This is a genomic window from Nakamurella flava (genome assembly GCF_005298075.1).
Taxonomy (GTDB): domain Bacteria; phylum Actinomycetota; class Actinomycetes; order Mycobacteriales; family Nakamurellaceae; genus Nakamurella; species Nakamurella flava.
This window is the reverse complement of sequence record NZ_SZZH01000001.1, coordinates 1765675-1783690: the sequence shown is the minus strand read 5'-3', so window position 1 is coordinate 1783690 and position 18016 is coordinate 1765675. Positions and strand designations below refer to the sequence as shown.

Here is an 18016-nt window from a genome sequence, read left to right as displayed (position 1 = left end):
GCGACTCACCGGCCCAGGACAGGCTGCTCCCACCGGGTCACCCGACGGTGCGCCTACCATGGGCACCGGCCGGTCCACCGTGGGACCGACCACGTCGCGCGCGACTGCGGGGGCGTCGGAGCGGCCCGGTGGATGGATCCGCCGGTTCCCACCGCGCGTCCGGCGGTCGTCGCGGCAGCTCGGCACGAGCGGGGAGACACGCGGTACGGCCGTCGACCACAGGTCGACTTCTCAGAGGGTGAGTTCGTGGTTCTAGGCAGACTGCTCCGCATCGGTGAGGCCAAGACGCTCAAGCGCCTGCGGGTCATCGCCGACCACATCAACGCCATCGAGGACGATTACACCGGCCTGTCCGACGACGAGCTCCGCGCCCAGACGGCCGCGTTCAAGGAGCGCCTGGCCAACGGCGAGACGGTCGACGACCTGCTCGTGGAGGCGTTCGCCGTCGTCCGCGAGGCGGCCCACCGGACGCTCGGCATGCGGCATTTCGACGTGCAGTTGATGGGTGGTGCCGCACTGCACCTCGGGGACATCGCCGAGATGAAGACCGGTGAGGGCAAGACCCTGGTCTCGACGCTGCCGGCCTACCTCAACGCCCTCGAGGGCAAGGGCGTCCACGTCGTCACGGTCAACGACTACCTCGCCCAGCGCGACAGCGAGTGGATGGGACGGGTGCATCGCTTCCTCGGGCTCGAGGTCGGGGTCATCCTCGCGAACCAGCCGCCGGAGGTCCGCCGGGCGGCTTACGAGGCCGACATCACCTACGGCACCAACAACGAGTTCGGCTTCGACTTCCTGCGCGACAACATGGCCTGGTCGAAGAACGACCTGGTGCAGCGGGGCCACCACTTCGCCATCGTGGACGAGGTCGACTCCATCCTCATCGACGAGGCCCGGACCCCGCTGATCATCTCGGGTCCGGCCGACCAGTCGTCGAAGTGGTACACCGAGTTCGCCCGCCTGGTGCCGCGCATGCGGGCCGACGTCGACTACGAGGTCGACGAGTCCAAGCGGACCGTCGGCGTCACCGAGGACGGCGTGGCCAAGGTCGAGGCCGCGTTCGGGATCGACAATCTCTACGAGTCGGTCAACACCCCGCTGGTCGGGTTCCTCAACAACGCCATCAAGGCCAAGGAGCTCTACAAGAAGGACCGCGACTACATCGTGGTCAACGGTGAGGTGCTCATCGTCGACGAGTTCACCGGTCGCGTGCTGCACGGCCGGCGCTACAACGAAGGCATGCACCAGGCGATCGAGGCCAAGGAAGGCGTCGAGATCAAGGCCGAGAACCAGACGCTGGCCACGATCACCCTGCAGAACTACTTCCGCCTGTACGGCAAGCTCGCCGGCATGACCGGCACGGCCCAGACCGAGGCCGCCGAACTCAGCCAGACCTACAAGCTCGGCGTGGTGCCCGTCCCGCCGAACCGCCCGGTCGTGCGTCTGGACGAGGCCGACCTGATCTACAAGACCGAGGATGCCAAGTTCGACGCGGTCGTCGCGGACATCGTCGAACGGCACGAGAACGGCCAGCCGGTCCTGGTGGGTACGGCGTCGGTGGAGAAGTCCGAGCTGCTCAGCAAGCTCCTGCTCCGGGCCGGTATCCCGCACGAGGTCCTCAATGCCAAGAACCATGCCCGGGAGGCGGCGATCATCGCCCAGGCCGGGCGGACCGGTGCCGTCACCGTGGCCACCAACATGGCCGGCCGTGGCACCGACATCGTGCTCGGCGGCAATCCCGAGTTCAATGCCGACCTGGCGCTGCGGGCCAAGGGCCTGAGCCCGGCGGAGACGCCGGAGGAGTACGAGGCCGCCTGGGCGGACGCGCTGGAGGAGGCCCGGACGGCGTCCAAGGCCGAGGCCGAGAAGGTGCGGGAGGCCGGCGGTCTCTACGTGCTCGGTACCGAGCGGCACGAGTCCCGGCGCATCGACAACCAGCTGCGCGGTCGTTCCGGACGGCAGGGCGACCCGGGCGAGTCGCGGTTCTACCTTTCCCTCGGTGACGACCTGATGCGCCGCGTCGGCGGTGGCACCGTCGAGATGCTGATGACCCGGCTGCGGATGCCGGACGACGTCCCGATCGAGCACAGCTTCGTCTCCAAGGCGATCAAGAGTGCGCAGACGCAGGTCGAGCAGCAGAACTACGAGACCCGTAAGAACGTGCTCAAGTACGACGAGGTGATGAACAAGCAGCGCACCGTCATCTACGACGAGCGGCGCCGCGTGCTGGACGGCGAAGACCTGCACGTCCAGGTGCAGAACATGATCACCGACGTCCTCGGCGCGTACGTGGACGGCGCGACCGCCCAGGGCTACGCGGAGGACTGGGACACCGAGACGCTCTGGACGGCGCTCAAGACCCTCTACCCGGTGTCGATCACCCCGGAGGAGATCTCCGAGAAGCATGGAGCGCTGACGCGGGAGAACCTCAAGGAGGAGGTCCTGGCCGACGCCCGGGAGGCATGGCGCAAGCGTGAGGAGGCGCTGACCCCGCCGATCACGCGCGAGCTGGAGCGTCGGGTCGTGCTGTCGGTGTTGGATCGGAAGTGGCGCGAGCACCTCTACGAGATGGACTACCTCAAGGAGGGCATCGGTCTGCGGGCGATGGCCCAGCGCGACCCGCTGGTCGAGTACCAGCGTGAGGGCTACGACATGTTCGCCGCGATGCTCGACTCCCTCAAGGAGCAGTCGGTCGGCTTCCTCTACAACCTGCAGGTGCAGGTGGTCCCCGCTCAGCCGGCCGCTGCCGCGGCCGCTCCGGGGGTCCCGGACGGCCGGGCTGCCGCCGGGGTGTCCCTCGGGGGTGCGCCGACGGTGACGGCGACTCCGGCCGGTGCGGTGCCGGCTGCCGCCGCGGTGGCGGCTCCCGCTCCCGCCGCAGCCCCTCCGGTGCAGCGGCGGGTGCGGCCCATCGAGAAGCTCCCCACCGAGGAGGCGGCTGCCGCCGCCCCCGCGGTCGACGGGGCAGTGCCCGGTTTGCGGGCCAAGGGGCTCGGACCCCAGCATGCGGGCGACGCCTTGTCCTACAGTGCGCCCGACGAGGACGGCGGGGCCCGTCCGAAGGTCGTCACCGACGGTGCCTCGGCCAATGGGTCGGGTGCGGCCACGGCGACGAAGCCGGGTCGGAACTCGCCGTGTCCCTGTGGCTCGGGCAAGAAGTACAAGCAGTGCCACGGTAAGACCGCGGACGTCTGATCGACGCACCGTTCCAGTCACAGGGCCCGGCCCCCTCAGGGGGTCGGGCCCTGTGTCGTGTCGGGCGGGGTGGCGCCGACGCGGCCGGTGGGACTCACCCGGCCTGCAGTGCGGTGATGCACCACTTCGCCGCGCCGCCCACGCCGTCCCCGGCCGGGCGTTCCAGGCGGAAGGCGACCATGCGCACCCGATCGCCCCGCCGGTACACGGTGGCCACTTCCGCCGCATCGGGCGCCGGCTCACACACGCGGACACTGAGGACGTGGGGCAGCGCCGGTGTCCGCCGACGCTCGCCGCGCTGCAGTTCGGCGAAGACTGCCGGCGCGCAGAACCCGCGCAGCTGCTGGGCCGGCCGATGGCCGGCCAGCACCTCGACGAGCGCGCGCGCGAGCATGCGGGCGCTGTGATCGGCCGAACCCGGTTCCGGTGCCCGACGCATCGGTGCCGGGCCGTGGACGACGGGTCGGACGGCGGCCAGGTGACGGACAGGACCCGAGCCCACGGACGAACCGGGCAGCGGCTGGGGGGCGACCGCCGTCACTCCGCCCCGCCAGACACCGTGGCGCACGGCGAATTCCGGGCGGTCATCGTCCGGGCTCGCGGCTGGACCGGTGTGGTGCGGGCAACCGACGGCCTCGTCGTCGAACGGCGGCTCACAGTCCGGCACCGGCACGAGGTAGGGCCGGCGGCGCACGGCGACCCGGGGGTCGGGATGGCTCGGGGCGAGTGCGGTCGTCATCGCGAGGTCCTCTCGTCGGTGGTGCGGGCAATCCGGTGATGCGGGGCGTCCGGTGTCATGGCGTCGACCCGTCCGCCGACGGGGCAAGCAGGATCTGGCCTGGTTCGAGACGGTCGGGGTTGTCACCGATGACGTTCCGGTTCGCCGCGAACCACTGACGCCAGGCGGTGTCGACGGCGGCGTCGTCGGCGTCGGCGGGCAGTGACCGCTGTGCCAGCGACCACAAGGTGTCGCCCGGTCGGACGGTGACCTCCTCGGCCGCCTGTCCCGTCGTGGGGGCCGACGACAGCGGAGCCGACGTCTCGGGCTCAGCAGCGGCGGCGGGGCCGCTGTGGCCCGGTGCTGCTGTCGGCGCCGGGGAAGCGACGGCAGTCGTGACGGTCGGACCGTCGACTTCGGTGTCGGGCCACTGGATGTCGAGCACCACCGAGTCGGTCGGTGTCGACTCCGGCCAGTCCATCGCGAAGGGGACGGTGGTCGATGCCGGGACTGCCGACGATGGGAGCGTGGCCGATGCCGTCGGACCGGCGATGGCCGTCGACGTCGGGAGGGCGGCGGCGGGCGTGCTGGTGGTCGAGATCGCCGCCTGTGCCGGCTCGGCGAAGATCGGCGCGGCGCAAGCGGTGGTGCTGGCCAGCGCGGAGGCTCCGACGGCCGCCGCGACCAGGCGCAGGGCGACCCGCGGGGCGATGACCCGCAGCAGGGCCCGCGCCGCCTGGCCACCCACTCCGGGGAGGACGCCGATCGCGGCGACTAGGGCGACCGTCGCCACCCAGGCGCTCAACGCCCAGACCAGGACGGACGCGCCCGCCAGTACCGCGGCGTCCAGGCCCCGGGTGCCGGTACCGGTCAGGGTCAACACCGCGGTGGGCGGCGGGAGCAAGGCGAGCAGACCGGTCAGGCCGGCGAGCAGCACGCCGAGCAGAAGCCACGCCGACGCCGCGCCCCCGGACCGTTCGTCGACGGGCGGCCGGCCCCCGGGCCGTCGGACTCGGCCGGATTCGGGCTCGAAGAAGGCGATCACCAGGCTTTGCTTGCGTTTGACATCGTTTGGCACGCCTCAGAGCTTGATCGGAACCTTTGGCTCTTGTCAACCGTCGGCGGTGAACGTGGATGAATGCCGGTCGGGCGTCCGGCGTTACAGTGCCGCGTGCGCTGGGACCGTCTGTTCGCCGATCTGGAGGCTCGCTTCGACGACCTCGCCGACGAGCAGGCCGCCGCCGAGCAGGCGGACCGGGACCGTGTGGCCACCGGCGCGGTCACGGTGGTCCAACGACTGGGCGGCGCTCTCGACCGGCGGATGCGGGTCACGGTGCTGGGTGGGCGGGAGCACGAAGGGCTCCTGCGCCGGGTCGGCCGGGATTTCCTGCTGATCGAGGACGACTTCGGACGCGACCTGCTGATTGCCCTGGATGCGGTGACGGCAGTGTCCGGTCTGACCGCTGGCACGGCCCCGCAGCTGCCGGATCGACCGACCCGGCTGGATCTGCGCCGGGCACTGCGGTCGGTGGCCCGGGACCGCGCCGTGGTGGCCGTGTCGACCGGCCAGGGGCAGATCGATCAGGACAGACCGGAGATCTGGGGGACCGTCGACCGGGTCGGTGCCGATTTCATCGAGATCGCCGTCCATCCTGTCGGCGAACCCCGGCGGGCCGGTCTGGTGCGCAGTGTCTGCCTGGTGCCGCTGCGGGCCATCGCGGTGGTGCGCACCCTGCCGACGGGGTGAGGCGGCCCCGGTCGGTCCGGTTGGCGGTCAGACGTCCGACGGCAGGGCCGACGGTAGATCCGACAGGTTGGCCGCGGTGCGGCGGTAGGCCTCGTCGATGTACGACTCGAGCATCGACCGCTCGACCCGCCACTGGTTGCGACCGCCGATCTGGATGCCCTTCAGTTCGCCGCTGCGCACCAGCGCGTACGTCTGCGACGCCGAGATGTTGAGGATCTCGGCGACGTCACCGAGCGTCAAAAACCGATCCGACGCCATGTCGGCTCCTTCCGTCCTGTGCGGCGAAATCTCGGCATCCCCCGTCCGGGGGTGGCTTCCGACAATTCCGGCTCGGCGCCCGGGGGTGGGCAGACCGCCGCGACGAGCGTCGCGGTTGGCGGCGGCCGCCACCACCCGGCTGGTTGACAGCAGCCTAACCGTTCGGGCCATCATCTTTGAGAGCGGTTGCTGGCGATTGCCGGCGCTTGTCGGCCGGTGAGGTAATTTGCCCGAACGACCCAGGCATCCTGGCACGTCCGTTCGGCCGGTGGGGAGCTGTCCACACAGCGGACCGGGCGGCGTCCTTTCGTCGCGTCCGCACACCGGCGATCACCGACCTTCGAGGAGTGGAGATGACGGCACGCAGCCCTCGACGGCTGACCCGACCCCGCTGGTTGAACGTCCGGGTCGTCGGCGGGATCGTGCTGGTCGTCGCCGCCGTGGTGCTCGGGGCAAGGGTGGTCGGGGCGAGCAGCCGGACCGCCCCGGTGTGGACCGCCAGCCGCGACCTCGCCGCCGGCACCGTCCTCACCGAGGACGATCTGCGGCCGGCCGAGGTCAACCTCGGTGACACCGGGTCGCTGTACCTGGGGCCCGGCGGTGATTCGCCGGTGGGTCTGGTGCTGGGGGAGCGGATCGGCCAGGGATCACTGCTGCCGGCGGCCGCGGTGCGTCCGGTACCGGACAGCCGGGTCGTCGCCATCGGCGTCGACCCGGACCGGCTGCCCCCGGGGGTCGTCCACGGCTCCGTCATCGACCTGTACCTGACCGTCGAGCCGACCGCCGGAGCCACGATCGGGGGGACCACCACCGACCGGGTCGGCGGGTCGTTGACCGTGCAGGCCGTCACCGCGCCCGCCACCGGCGGGCTGAGCGGGGCCTCGTCGAACCAGTACCAGCTGGCCGTGCAACTGCCCGCGGCCAAGGCCGACGAACTGGTCAAGCTGCTGCCCAAGGGTGTGGCCACCGTCGTCCTCGTCAGCGGAACGAGCTGACGGCGATGAGCACGGCACTGGTCACCGCGGGCAGCGGGCAGAACTGGGAGAACGAACTCGTCGCCGCCCTGGACCGCCCCGGCGCGTCCATGACGGTGCTCCGCCGCTGCGTGGACCTCGGAGACGTGCTCGCCATCGCGGGTACCGGACAGGCCGCGGTCGCCGTCCTCGCGGCCGGCCTGCGCCGTCTGGACACCGAGGCGGTCACCCGGCTACGGGCCGCCGGGGTGGCGGTGGTCGGGGTGCATCCGGTCGGCGACACCGCCGCCCGCGAGCGCCTCCTGCGGATGGGCATCTCGGCCCTGGTCGCCGAGGACGCCGGTACCGACGCCGTGGTCACCGCCGCGTGGACCGCGTACGAGGAACTGCAGGCCCCCGCGGCCGACCACCCCGGCTCGATCCCGTCGGTGGCCGACCCGCGCCGGTCGCTCCCACCCCCGGCGACGACGGGCACCGAGCAGCCCGAACCGCCGGTCGAGCCGGCGCCGGCGGGTCGGGTGGTCGCCGTGTGGGGCCCCACCGGCGCGCCCGGGCGCACCACCGTCGCCGCCGGTATCGCCACCGCCGCGGCGGCGGCCGGGACCCCGACCGTCCTGGTGGACGCCGACGTCTACGGCGGCGTCCTGGCCAGCGCCTTCGGGCTGCTCGACGAGTCCCCGGGGCTCGCCGGGGCCTGCCGGCAGGCGGCCAACGGCCGGCTCGATCGCACCGTCCTGCTCGATCTGTGCTGGTCGGTGACGGCCGATCTGCAGCTCCTCACCGGGATCGCGCGCGCCGACCGGTGGCCGGAGGTGCGGGCATCCGCCATTCCCACGGTGCTCGGCCAGATCCGGGAGATCGCCGCGCTGGTCGTCGTGGACTGCGGGTTCGCCGTCGAGGCCGACGAGGAGATCAGTTTCGACACCGTCGCCCCCCGGCGCAACGGGGCCACCCTGGCCGTGCTGGCGGAGGCCGACGAGGTGGTCGTCGTCGGGTCGGCCGACCCGCCGGGCCTGGAGCGACTGGTGCGCGGGGTGGCGGAGCTGACGGCGGCCGTCCCCGACGTCGACCCCCGCGTGGTCCTGAACCGCTGCCGCCCGGCGGCGGGCGGGGCCGATGAGGCGACCGCCGCGGTGCGTCGGTTCCTCGGCCTGGAGGTCCTGGCCCGCCTACCGGAGGACCGGACGGCGACCGACCGGGCCTGGCGCCGCGGCCAGCCGTTGGCCGATGCGGCCCCGTCGTCGGCACTGACCAGCGCGTTCCGGAACCTCGCTGCGGCGCTGGCGCGTCCGCTCGCCACCAGCGGCCGCCGCGGCTGACCGGCCGCGTCGACCGGACGGGTCAGCGTCCGGTGGACACCTGGGGCAGGTACACGTCGTACGTGCCGACCCGCAGCAGCTGGTAGTCCGCGGCCGGTAGCACCAGCTTCGGCGGGTCGCCCTGTTCGTAGACCAGCGCCACCTTGTACGGCTCGTCCCGCGACGCCCGGTCGACGGCGGCGGCCTCGTCGGCCAGCCGCATCGTGAAGTCCGGCCTCACCTGGAGGGCGCCGTCGGCGTAGTAGTCGAGCAGGTACGTGGTCCAGTAGTCGCCGCGGACGAAGCGGACGCCGTTGTCGACCAGCAGGTCGGCGGTGGCCTTCGCGTTGGCGTCGGGGTCGCCCCAGGTCCACCCGGTCTGCTGGACGGTGACCGGGACGCAGGTCAGCAGGATCCAGATCACCGGCACCACCACCACCGGCCACCGGGGACGACGGGGCCGTCCCGGGGCCGCGGGCCCGGCCAGGTCGGCGGGCCGGTAGCCCGGGAGCAGGGTCGACCAGAACACCAGGCCGAGGACCACGGCCGGCAGCAGTGGCAGGGCGTAGCGGGCGTCGTTGACGTAGACGGTCTGGGGGAAGAGGGCGAGGGCCGGGATACCGGCCACCCCGACCAGGGCGACGGGCCACGCGACCGCACCACGACGGACCACCAGCAGGACCAGACCGGCGAAGACGGCCACGATCAGCACCGCGGACACCGCCACCGCCGCCGGTGCGGGCCGCACCCAGTCACCGTCGAAGGTCTCGGCCCCGAACATCCGGGGCAGCAGCTCCGACAGGTACCGGCCGATGCGCTCGGGATAGGTGGACTCGCTGGCCGAATACGCCGCCTGGGGTCGGCCCTTCTGGGTGATGTAGATGAGCCACGGGCTGACGCCGGCCACCCCGCCGACCGCGACCGTGAGCCACCACTGGCCCCAGCGCCGCCAGTGCCGCACCGTCGGGGGCAGCAGGCCGATCAGCGCCATCAACCCGAACATCGGGTGGCTCCAGATCGCGAAACCGGCGGCCAGACCGGCGACGAGCGCGATCGGCCACAGACGCCGCGCCGGCGGTTCGAGCTGCTCCGACGCGACAGGATCAGCGTCCGCCGCGTCGTCGGCGTCCGCGGCGTTCGGGCGGGGGCGGGACCGCCGGCGCGCCACCGGGACGGCCATCGCCGCACCGGCCGCGATGAGGGCGACCACCTCGGCCAGCACCCCGGTCGGATAGCCGAAGTAGGGCCGTGAGGAGAGGATGACGACCGCGCTGGAGAAGGTGAAGGTGAGCAGTCCGGCGATCAGGGCGGGGACGGGCCCGACGATCGGCCGGGCCAGTCGCACCACGGCCAGCGCCACGGCGAACCAGAGGATGCCGGCGAGCAGACGCAGCGGCCAAGTGCCGGACCCGATCAGCAGCAGGGGCGCGAGCAGGTAGGACTCGGTCGTCGAGCCGTAGTCGTTGCCGGCCACCATGAGGCGGAAGGTGCCGTGCAGCACCTCCCGCGCCTGCAGGCCGACCAGCGCCTCGTCGGAGTTGGCGATGACCAGCGGGGTGTGCCCGATCCAGAGCCGGACCAGCAGGCCAAGAACGACGACGGGCAACGCGGCGAGCAGCAGGTCGCGGCCGAGGCGGTCCGGACGCGGGGCCCGTTGGGCGGGCGGGGCCGCCGCCGGGATCACCCGGGGCAGAGCCCGACCGGAGACCGGGTCGATCGGTCCGGGACCGGAGGGGTCGGCGTCGGGCGTGGTCATCGGCGGGGCTCCAGTGGGATCGGACGGGACCTCACTGGGCCCGGATGGCGCGGCGGCGCAGCCGCATGCGCAGGACGAAGGCGAGCATCTTCGCGCCCAGTGCGAAAGTCCGGTGCAGGTGCCCGGTCACGGACGAGACCCCGACCCGTTCCTGGTAGTTCACCGGCACCTGCACGACGCGGTGCCGCCGGATGAGGGTGACCAGCAGCAGTTCCAGGCCGAACGCCGATCCGGCGTCGTGGGTGCGGGGGAGGACGTCGGCGACGCAGTTGCGGCGGATGACGCGGAAGGTGCAGCCGACGTCCGAGAGGTACGCGGTGTTGTAGAGCACCTCGATGATCTTGGCCAGCGCCCAGTTCCCCCACCGCAGGTGCCAGCCCATGTTGGCGCCGTCCCAGATGAAGTTGGAGACCGTCCGGGAGCCGACGACCATGTCGCACTCGGGGGTGAAGGCCAGCAGCTTGTTGAGGTCGGACGCGCGGAAGGTGCCGTCGGGTTCGCAGATGCACACCAGATCCGCGTCGACCTCGCGGAGCCCGCGGGCGATGGCCGCGCCGTAGCCCTGGCGGGATTCGTGCACCTCCCGCGCGGTGGTGGTGGCGACCTCCTCGGAGGTGCCGGCGGCCGCGTTGTTGTTGACGACGAGGATGTCGTCGACGTATCCGAGCTTGGCGAACTCGTTGATGACGCCGGCGATGCTGTTCTTCTCGTTGTAGGTGGGCAGCACGACAGCCACCGTCTGCTGGTTCCAGGCCATGGTCGCGATTCCCGGTCAGGCCGGCCGCGGGCCGGTCGGCGGGGTGGCCACGAACAGCATCTGACCGGCCAGCGGGCGTACCGGCGACCGCAGGTACCAGGGCACCAGGAACGACAGGGACGACGCCCGCGACTTCATGGTCAACGGCAGGAAGCGCGCCTCGGAGTGCTGCACCGTCCAGCCCCGGGAGGCCAGGTAGTCGCCCAGCGACTGGTCGGTGAAGATCGAGACGTGGGTGTAGTCGTCGAAGTAGCGCCCCGGGTTGAGCCGGAAGTTGGGTTGCACCAGCACCAGTCGGCCACCGGGTCGCAGGACCCGGGCGGCCTCGTCGAGCAGAGCGTCGCACGCCGCGCGATCGAGGTGCTCGAGCAGGTTGGAGGCCATCACGACGTCGAACTCGTCGGCGGTGAACATGTGCAGGTCGGTGCAGTCGCCGACGACGGCCTGGACGCCGTCGGCCGCGGCGAGCTGGACGGTCGGGTCCTGGTCGAGGGCGACGACGCGCCGGGCGGTGACCTGGTTGGCGAAGTCGCACCAGCCGGCACCCAGCTCCAGTACCTCGGCGTCGGCGGGGATCCAGCGGGCCAGGTAATCGCAGATGTAGCCCCAGATGCGGGAACGTTCCGGATGCGGGGCCAGACGGGTGGCGAAGTACCCGGACGGTGCCTCCGGGCCACCGGTGCTCACCGGTTCCGCGGGGGGACCGGTGCGGGGGGTGCCGGGGGAGTCGAGGCCGGCGGAAGCCGACGGCGACGGCTCGACCATGCGGCAACTCCTCTCGCGGTCGGGGCTGGGCCGTCCACGACGGTAACAGCGGCGGTCGGGGCGGATTCGCCGTTGCCGGCTCGCGCCGCCGCCGTTCTGGGTTGCCGGGGGTCGATCCCGCGGCCGGGCCCGGCCCGGGTGTCGGGGGCGGATGGCACGATGTGCGGGTGACGGACCGGCTGTCGGCGACTGACGCCGCGTTCCTGTATGCCGAGGATGCCGGGTCGCCGATGCACGTCGGCGGAGTGGTCATCCTGGGCCCCACCCGGGCCTCCGAGGGCGCCGACGGCGGGGCCGCCCCGGTCGGGTTCCGGTACGAGGAGATCGTCTCGCTCATCGAGTCCCGGCTCTCGCTGGTCCCGCGGTACCGGCAGAAGGTGCGGTTCGTCCCCGGCCGACTGGCCCGCCCGGTCTGGGTGGACGACGAGGACTTCGACGTCACCTACCACGTGCGGCGCTCGGCGCTGCCGAAACCGGGGACGGACGCCGAACTGGACCATCTGATCGGCCGGTTGATCTCCCGGCCGCTGGACCGCAGCCGGCCGCTGTGGGAGGTCTACGTCATCGAGGGCCTGTCGGGCGGGCGGGTCGCCCTGGTCAACAAGACCCACCACGCGATGGTCGACCGGATCGGTGCGGTCGACGTGGCCGCGGCCATCCTCGACGTCAGCCGGCAGGCGCGGGTGGTGCCGCAGCAGCCGTGGATCCCGGACCCGTCCCCGAGTGACATCGACCTGGTGGTGGACGCGGTCGCCGATCTGGCCACCCGCCCCACGGACGTGCTCGAAGTCGTGCGCTACTCCGCGCTGGACGCCCGGGCCGCTGCCGGTCGGGTGGTGGACACCGCGGGTCGGGTGCTCTCCGTGCTGGCCCGCACCGTGGCTCCGGCGCCGCGCTCACTGCTCAACGACGCCCGGTCCGGTCAGCGACGGTTCGTCACCGTGCGGGCCGACCTGGCCGATTTCAAGGCGGTGCGGCGGGCGCACGGCGGTTCGGTGAACGACGGCATCCTGACCGTGGTGGCCGGTGCGCTGCGGTCATGGCTGCTGGCCCACGGCGAACCCGTCGCCACCCACACGGTCGTCCGCGCGATGGTTCCGGTGTCGGTGTCCCCGCTGCTGGGTCCGGCGTCGGCCGGTGGTGGGGAGGGCGGTGGCCACGGCGTGCAGTCGGTGCTGCTGGACCTGCCGGTCGCGGAGGCGAACCCGGTGATGCGGCTGCACCAGGTCTCGTTCGCGATGGAGAGCCAGCTGGAGACCGGCTCGCCGATGACCGCGGACGCGTTGGTCGAGCTGGGGCGATTCGCCCCGCCGACGTTGCACGCGCTGGGCGCCCGGATGGCCGGGCAGCTGTCCAGGCGGCTGTACAACCTGCTCATCACCAACGTCCCCGGTCCGCAGATCCCGCTGTACGCCGCCGGCTATCCGGTCGAGGCCATGTACCCGGTCGCGCCGCTGGGGCTCGGGCAGGCCATCGCGGTGTCCTGCACGTCCTACCGGGGCGGGGTGTTCTTCGGCGTCACCGCCGACCGCGAGGCCATCCCCGACATCGACGATTTCAGCATCCACATCACCGAGGCGGTCGAAGAATTGCGGTCCACCGTGCCCCCCACAGTCCAGCACCGAGCGGCCCCCGACGCGCGGCCGGAGAAACGGCCGACCCGGTCCCGCAGCCGGGCCGGGACGCGGCCGGCCACCCGTCGCGGTTCGTCGGGGGACGCGCGATGAGCCGGGCCCCGTCCGGCGACCTGCGGGTCTATGTGCCGGCGACCCTGTCCCGGTTGCGGGCGGCGCTGACCGACGAGCAGGTCCCGGTGGCCGGGGGGACGGCGTTCGCGGTGAGTCCCGCGCTGCAGCGCGAGTACCCGGACTGGACGGAGGAGGACCTCGAATACCTGGCCATGCAGGACGCCGCGCGCGCCTCGCTGCGTCTGCTGGCGGCCGAGCGGACCGAGGGGGAGACGCCCGTGGCGACGGACGGACCGTCCCTGCGCGTGGTGGTGGCCGTCGACGTCCCCGAGGCGGCGGTGACCGTGCGCTCGGACCTGGACCGGGCCGCCGTCCGGTTGACCGGTGCGGTGGCGTGGCGCCAGGTGGCGGCCGTCCACGTGGACGGCGCGGATGCCGGTCCGGCGGTGGATGCGGCGCTGCCGCTGGTGGACGCGGCGGACCTCGGCGATCCCGACGCCGAGTTCGCCATGGGTTCCGTCCAGGACTTCGACCTGGCCTGGTACGCCCCGGGCGAGGTGCGCTACCTCTTCGACGACCAGCTCTGACGACCCGCCGAACGACGAACACGCGCCCGTTCCGTCGGGCCCGGATCAGGGCCGGGTGACGGAGCGGACGGGTGTCAGCGATGCGGGTGCCGACCAGGAAGGTCGACGTCCGGCTCAGGCGTCCTTGGTGAACTCCAGCTCCAGGGCGATCTCGACCTTGTCGCCCACGACCGCGTTGCCGGCGCCGAAGGCGGCGTCGAAGGAGACGTTGTAGGCCTTGCGGCTGATCGAGGTGCTGGCCGAGAAGCCGACCCGGGTGGCGCCGTAGGCGTCGACGGTCTCGCCGAGGAACTCGGTGGCCAGCTCGACGGACTGGGTGACGTCGCGGATGGTCAGGTCGCCGACCAGGATGAACTCGTCACCGTCGTGCTCCTTGACCCCGGTGGAGACGAAGGTCAGGGTCGGGTGGTTCGCGACGTCCAGGAAGTCGGCCGAGCGGACGTGCTCGTCGCGCTGCTCCTGCTTGGTGTCGACGCTGGCGGCATCAATCACAGCGGTGACGGCGACCGCGCCGTCCTCACTGACGGTCAGGGTGGCGGACTGCAGGGCGAAGGTGCCCTTGGCCTTGCCGACGGCCATGTGGCGGACCTTGAACGAGACGTCGGAGTGGACGGCGTCGGCGGTCCAGGTGCCGGCGGAGACGATCGGGGCGGACAGGGTGGCAGTCATGGCTTCTCCCAGGTGAAGGTCGGTGGCGGCGGAGCCGGTTACATGAAGGCTCAACAACCTGCGTCCGAGACTATTCCTTCAACGCTCAACTGTCAGGACCGCGATCGGGGGAGTTGGCTGTGATCTGGGTCACCATTGGTCGGCCCGGTCAGTAGTCGGTGGTGCCGCGCGAGGCCAGCAGGCGACGGAACGAGGCCAGCCGTTCCGGGGTCGCGTGGCCGGCCGCCACCCAGGCATCCAGCGCGCAGGCCGCGCCGGTGCTGCCCTCGCCGCCGTCGGGTCCGCTGTGGTCGCACCCGGGCGGGCAGCCGACCGTCCCGGGGAGCAGGTCGTCGAATGTCTCGAGCAGGTCGTCCGGGGTGACGTGGGCGAGCCCGAAGGACCGCACGCCGGGGGTGTCGATGATCCAGCCGCCGCCCGGCAGTCGCAGGGCGATGGCCGAGGTCGAGGTGTGCCGGCCCTTGCCGACGCCGCTCACCCCGCCGGTGGCCCGGTCGGCGTCCGGTACCAGCGCGTTGACCAGCGTCGACTTGCCCACGCCCGAGTGCCCTACCAGCACCGACACCCGGTCGGTGACCAGATCGCGCACCGCGGCCAGGTCGTCCGGTCCGAGTGCGCGGCCCGTCGCCCGGCCGATGGTCAGCACGGGCAGGTCGAGTGCGGCGTAGGCGTCGGCGAACGGGGCCGGATCGGCCAGGTCGGTCTTGGTCATCACCAGCACCGGGTCGAGATCGCCGGTGTAGGCGGCGACCAGGCAGCGGTCCACGAAACCGGGCCGGGGCTCGGGGTCGGTGACGGCGGCCACGACGACGAGCTGGTCGGCGTTGGCCACCAGGATCTTCTCGCCGCCCGGACCGGCGCCGGCCTCGGCGGAGTCGTCCTGCGACCGGCGGAGCACGCTGCGCCGGTCACCGATGCGCACGATGCGGGCGAGACTGTCGATGCTGCCGTCGGTCTCGCCGACCAGCTCGACGGTGTCGCCGACCGCGACCGCCCGCCGGCCCAGTTCCCGGGCGCGCATCGCGGTGACGAGCCGCTCCCGCCGGGTGCCGTCCTCGACGAGGCAGGTGTAGCGGCCCCGGTCGACGGTGACGACGAATCCCGAGAGCGCGTCGGAGTGGCGGGGGCGGTTCTTGGTCCGCGGCCGGGTGCTCCGCGACGGCCGGACCCGGACGTCGTCGTTGTCCCAGGACTCCCCGAGCCGGCTCACCCGTGCAGCATCCGATCCCAGCGGCCGGCGAACCCGGGCAGCGTCTTGGCGGTGGTGTCGATGTCGTCGACCACGACGCCCGGCACTCGCAGGCCGACGATCGCACCCGCGGTGGCCATCCGGTGGTCGGCGTAGGCCCCCCACGGACCGCCGTGCAGGGCGGCCGGGCGGATGGTCAGTCCGTCGGTCTCCTCGGTGACCGACCCGCCGATGGCGCCGATGTTGGTGGCCAGGGCGGCCAACCGGTCGGTCTCGTGACCCCGGAGGTGGCCGATACCGCGCAGCCGGGACGGCGAGCGGGCGAACAGGGCCAGCGCGGCGACGGTCGGGGTGAGCTCGCCGACGTCGTGCAGGTCGACGTCCAGACCCTCGAGCGCGTCGGGGCCGGTGACCCGCAGGCCCCCGCCGGTCAGCTCCACCCCGGCTCCCATGGCGGCCAGCAGGTCGCGGATGCCGTCCCCGGCCTGGGTGGTGCTGGCCGGCCAGTGCGGCACGGTGACCTCACCGCCGGTGATGGCCGCGGCGGCCAGGAACGGGGTGGCGTTGGACAGGTCGGGTTCGATGGGCGCCGTCCACGGCCGCACCGGGCCGGGGTAGACCGACCACTGGTTGGGGGTGCCGTCGTCGACGTGGACGCCGACCTGGCGCAGGGCCTGCACCGTCATCTCGATGTGCGGCAGCGACGGGACGGGCGCCCCGCGGTGGATGACGCGGACCCCGTCGCGATAGGACGCGCCGGAGAGCAGCAGCCCGGAGACGAACTGTGACGAGGCGCTCGCGTCGATGACGACGGTGCCGCCGGTCAGCCGACCGGCACCGTGCAGCACGAACGGCAGGGCGTCCGTGGGGCCGCCGTCGGGGTCGGTGATCGTGGTACCGAGGCCGCGCAGGGCGTCCAGCACCGTGCCCATCGGGCGGCGGCGGGCGGCGGGATCGCCGTCGAAGGTGACGGCGCCGGACGCGGCCGCGGCCAGTGGCGGCACGAACCGCATCACGGTGCCGGCCAGGCCGCAGTCGATGGTCGCGGGACCGGCGAGCGGCGCGGGGACGACCGTCCAGTCGTCTCCCTCGCCGCCCCCGGGACGGACGTCCGCACCCAGGCTGACCAGCGCTTCGGCCATCAGGCGGGTGTCGCGGCTGTCCAGGGCGCCCGGGATGGTCGACGGCTCGGTGGACTGCACGGCCAGGATCAGCGCCCGATTGGTGAGCGATTTGGAGCCGGGTACCGAGACCACCGCCCGTACCGGGCCGGTCACCGTCGGCGCGTTCCACCCACCGTCCCCGTCGCCGGGCCCGGAGGCGTTCCCGGCCGGCTGGTCGGCGTCGTGCGGAATGCGATCGGGTGCCGTCACCCCTGCATCCTCCCAAACGTTGCGGGGCCGCCGGTACGCACGAGCACGCGCGGTCATCGGTCGGTGCGTCCACCGGCCGGGCGGCCGCGCGGTCCCGACGGGCACAATCACCGCATGTGCGGTCGCTACGCCCTCACCGTCGAACCCGAGGTCCTGTACGGGACCTTCGCCGCCGATCTCGATGACGGGGTCGGTGGACCGGCGGCCCTGTACGGGGGTGACGCCCCCCGGCCCCGCTACAACATCGCGCCGACCGTGACGGTGCCGGTCGTCCGCCTCGACCCCCGGCGGACCGCCGAGCACGCCGACGGTGGGGGCCGCCGGCAGGTGGAGCCGATGCGCTGGGGTCTGGTGCCGTCGTGGGCGAAGGACGTGTCGGTCGGCAATCGCATGTTCAACGCGCGGGCCGAGTCGCTGGCCGAGAAGCCCGCGTTCCGGCGGGCCCTGGCCAAGCGACGCTGCCTGATCCCGGCCAGCGGCTGGTTCGAGTGGCGCAAGCTGGGGGAGCCGGCCGGCAACCGCAAGGTGCCCAAGCAGGCGTACTACATGACCCCGCAGGACGGGTCCGTGCTGGCGTTCGCCGGGCTGTGGGAGTACTGGAAGCCCGCCGGGGACCCGGCCGACGAACACGACCCGGCGCCCGTGGTCAGCATGACCATCGTGACCACCGCATCGGTCGGCCCGCTGCGGGACATCCACGAACGGATGCCGCTGGTGCTGCCGTCGTCGGAATGGACCGACTGGTTGTCGCCCGCGATCGACCCCACTCCGCTGCTCACCCCCACACCGGCGGCCCTGGTCGATGCGCTGGAACTGCGTCCGGTCGGTCCGCGGGTCGGCGCGGTGGTCAACGACGACGCCGACCTGCTGCGCCCGGTCACCCCGGCCGGGGCCGACGACGCAGAGCCGGTTCAGGCCCACCGTGACCGGGATCCGGCTGCGGCCGGATCGGGCGAACAGCTGTCCCTGGAGTTCCCCAACCCCCGTTGAGCGGGACGTCGAGGCGCACGTATCACCGGATGCGGCGGGGTCTCCCGATTTC

Annotated in this window: 16 protein-coding genes; 7 read left to right on the top strand and 9 right to left on the bottom strand. The window is 72.6% G+C overall.

The features are described 5' to 3' along the window. Positions 1 to 246 precede the first annotated feature (246 nt). Positions 247 to 3195, top strand: coding sequence for a preprotein translocase subunit SecA (gene secA, locus FDO65_RS08040; RefSeq protein ID WP_137448814.1), 2949 nt, complete (start codon positions 247 to 249; stop codon positions 3193 to 3195). Positions 3196 to 3289: 94 nt separating this feature from the next. On the opposite strand, the gene FDO65_RS08035 is transcribed toward secA, so the two are convergent. Continuing rightward, positions 3290 to 3934, bottom strand: a complete 645-nt coding sequence (locus FDO65_RS08035; protein ID WP_137448813.1) for an Rv3235 family protein — start codon at positions 3932 to 3934, stop codon at positions 3290 to 3292. Positions 3935 to 3989: 55 nt separating this feature from the next. Further along, positions 3990 to 4991, bottom strand: coding sequence for a LysM peptidoglycan-binding domain-containing protein (locus FDO65_RS08030; protein ID WP_137448812.1), 1002 nt, complete (start codon positions 4989 to 4991; stop codon positions 3990 to 3992). Between the two features lie 93 nt (positions 4992 to 5084). On the opposite strand from FDO65_RS08030, the gene FDO65_RS08025 reads away from it, so the two are divergent. Then, entirely contained in the window at positions 5085 to 5660 is a 576-nt protein-coding gene (locus FDO65_RS08025) for a hypothetical protein (RefSeq protein ID WP_137448811.1), read from the top strand. 27 nt (positions 5661 to 5687) lie between these two features. On the opposite strand, the gene FDO65_RS08020 is transcribed toward FDO65_RS08025, so the two are convergent. Further along, on the bottom strand, positions 5688 to 5918 hold the full coding sequence (locus FDO65_RS08020; protein WP_137448810.1) for a helix-turn-helix domain-containing protein: 231 nt from the start codon (positions 5916 to 5918) through the stop codon (positions 5688 to 5690). A 353-nt stretch (positions 5919 to 6271) separates the two neighbouring features. Here FDO65_RS08020 and FDO65_RS08015 point away from each other — a divergent pair, with 353 nt between their 5' ends. Continuing rightward, positions 6272 to 6913, top strand: coding sequence for an SAF domain-containing protein (locus FDO65_RS08015; protein WP_137448809.1), 642 nt, complete (start codon positions 6272 to 6274; stop codon positions 6911 to 6913). Between the two features lie 5 nt (positions 6914 to 6918). Further along, complete coding sequence (locus FDO65_RS08010) at positions 6919 to 8211, top strand: CpaE/TadZ family protein (protein WP_137448808.1); 1293 nt, start codon at positions 6919 to 6921, stop codon at positions 8209 to 8211. 22 nt (positions 8212 to 8233) lie between these two features. Here the strand turns inward: FDO65_RS08010 and FDO65_RS08005 are convergent, their stop codons facing one another. Genes FDO65_RS08005 through FDO65_RS07995 form a run of 3 tightly spaced genes read right to left on the bottom strand, consistent with a single transcriptional unit; the run spans position 8234 to position 11468 of the window. Beyond that, positions 8234 to 9946 (bottom strand): hypothetical protein, encoded by a 1713-nt coding sequence (locus tag FDO65_RS08005; protein ID WP_137448807.1) that lies wholly within the window; start codon positions 9944 to 9946, stop codon positions 8234 to 8236. Between the two features lie 31 nt (positions 9947 to 9977). Beyond that, a complete protein-coding gene (locus FDO65_RS08000; protein ID WP_137448806.1) occupies positions 9978 to 10703 on the bottom strand; it encodes a glycosyltransferase family 2 protein in 726 nt (241 codons plus the stop codon). Between the two features lie 15 nt (positions 10704 to 10718). Continuing rightward, positions 10719 to 11468 carry a class I SAM-dependent methyltransferase gene (locus FDO65_RS07995; protein ID WP_137448805.1) on the bottom strand — a complete coding sequence of 250 codons (750 nt, stop codon included), beginning with the start codon at positions 11466 to 11468 and terminating at the stop codon, positions 10719 to 10721. Positions 11469 to 11635: 167 nt separating this feature from the next. On the opposite strand from FDO65_RS07995, the gene FDO65_RS07990 reads away from it, so the two are divergent. Both FDO65_RS07990 and FDO65_RS07985 read left to right on the top strand, forming a co-directional pair. Then, the gene (locus FDO65_RS07990) at positions 11636 to 13195 is read left to right on the top strand and encodes a WS/DGAT/MGAT family O-acyltransferase (RefSeq protein ID WP_137448804.1); all 1560 of its coding nucleotides are present in this window, start codon (positions 11636 to 11638) and stop codon (positions 13193 to 13195) included. 20 nt (positions 13196 to 13215) lie between these two features. Then, a complete protein-coding gene (locus FDO65_RS07985; protein WP_137449630.1) occupies positions 13216 to 13743 on the top strand; it encodes a DUF6912 family protein in 528 nt (175 codons plus the stop codon). Positions 13744 to 13857: 114 nt separating this feature from the next. On the opposite strand, the gene FDO65_RS07980 is transcribed toward FDO65_RS07985, so the two are convergent. The 3 genes from FDO65_RS07980 to aroA all read right to left on the bottom strand — a co-directional run bounded on the left by FDO65_RS07980 (position 13858) and on the right by aroA (position 16878). Beyond that, positions 13858 to 14412: a YceI family protein gene (locus tag FDO65_RS07980; RefSeq protein ID WP_205849845.1), complete on the bottom strand. Its 555-nt coding sequence runs from the start codon at positions 14410 to 14412 to the stop codon at positions 13858 to 13860. A 148-nt stretch (positions 14413 to 14560) separates the two neighbouring features. Further along, positions 14561 to 15622 carry a ribosome small subunit-dependent GTPase A gene (gene rsgA, locus FDO65_RS07975; protein WP_137448803.1) on the bottom strand — a complete coding sequence of 354 codons (1062 nt, stop codon included), beginning with the start codon at positions 15620 to 15622 and terminating at the stop codon, positions 14561 to 14563. After that, positions 15619 to 16878, bottom strand: a complete 1260-nt coding sequence (gene aroA / locus FDO65_RS07970; RefSeq protein WP_420847531.1) for a 3-phosphoshikimate 1-carboxyvinyltransferase — start codon at positions 16876 to 16878, stop codon at positions 15619 to 15621. The genes rsgA and aroA overlap by 4 nt, the downstream gene beginning before the upstream one ends. Positions 16879 to 17088: 210 nt before the next feature. Here aroA and FDO65_RS07965 point away from each other — a divergent pair, with 210 nt between their 5' ends. Continuing rightward, a complete protein-coding gene (locus FDO65_RS07965; protein WP_137448801.1) occupies positions 17089 to 17964 on the top strand; it encodes an SOS response-associated peptidase in 876 nt (291 codons plus the stop codon). Positions 17965 to 18016: the final 52 nt, after the last annotated feature.

What these genes read in the sequence shown, in the direction of transcription:
- FDO65_RS07980 (WP_205849845.1), bottom strand. Translation starts at nt 14,412, where the DNA reads ATGACTGCCACCCTGTCCGCCCCGATCGTCTCCGCCGGCACCTGGACC.
- FDO65_RS08005 (WP_137448807.1), bottom strand. Translation starts at nt 9,946, where the DNA reads ATGACCACGCCCGACGCCGACCCCTCCGGTCCCGGACCGATCGACCCG.
- FDO65_RS08020 (WP_137448810.1), bottom strand. Translation starts at nt 5,918, where the DNA reads ATGGCGTCGGATCGGTTTTTGACGCTCGGTGACGTCGCCGAGATCCTC.
- FDO65_RS07965 (WP_137448801.1), top strand. Translation starts at nt 17,089, where the DNA reads ATGTGCGGTCGCTACGCCCTCACCGTCGAACCCGAGGTCCTGTACGGG.
- FDO65_RS08000 (WP_137448806.1), bottom strand. Translation starts at nt 10,703, where the DNA reads ATGGCCTGGAACCAGCAGACGGTGGCTGTCGTGCTGCCCACCTACAAC.
- FDO65_RS07995 (WP_137448805.1), bottom strand. Translation starts at nt 11,468, where the DNA reads ATGGTCGAGCCGTCGCCGTCGGCTTCCGCCGGCCTCGACTCCCCCGGC.
- FDO65_RS08010 (WP_137448808.1), top strand. Translation starts at nt 6,919, where the DNA reads ATGAGCACGGCACTGGTCACCGCGGGCAGCGGGCAGAACTGGGAGAAC.
- FDO65_RS08035 (WP_137448813.1), bottom strand. Translation starts at nt 3,934, where the DNA reads ATGACGACCGCACTCGCCCCGAGCCATCCCGACCCCCGGGTCGCCGTG.
- FDO65_RS08015 (WP_137448809.1), top strand. Translation starts at nt 6,272, where the DNA reads ATGACGGCACGCAGCCCTCGACGGCTGACCCGACCCCGCTGGTTGAAC.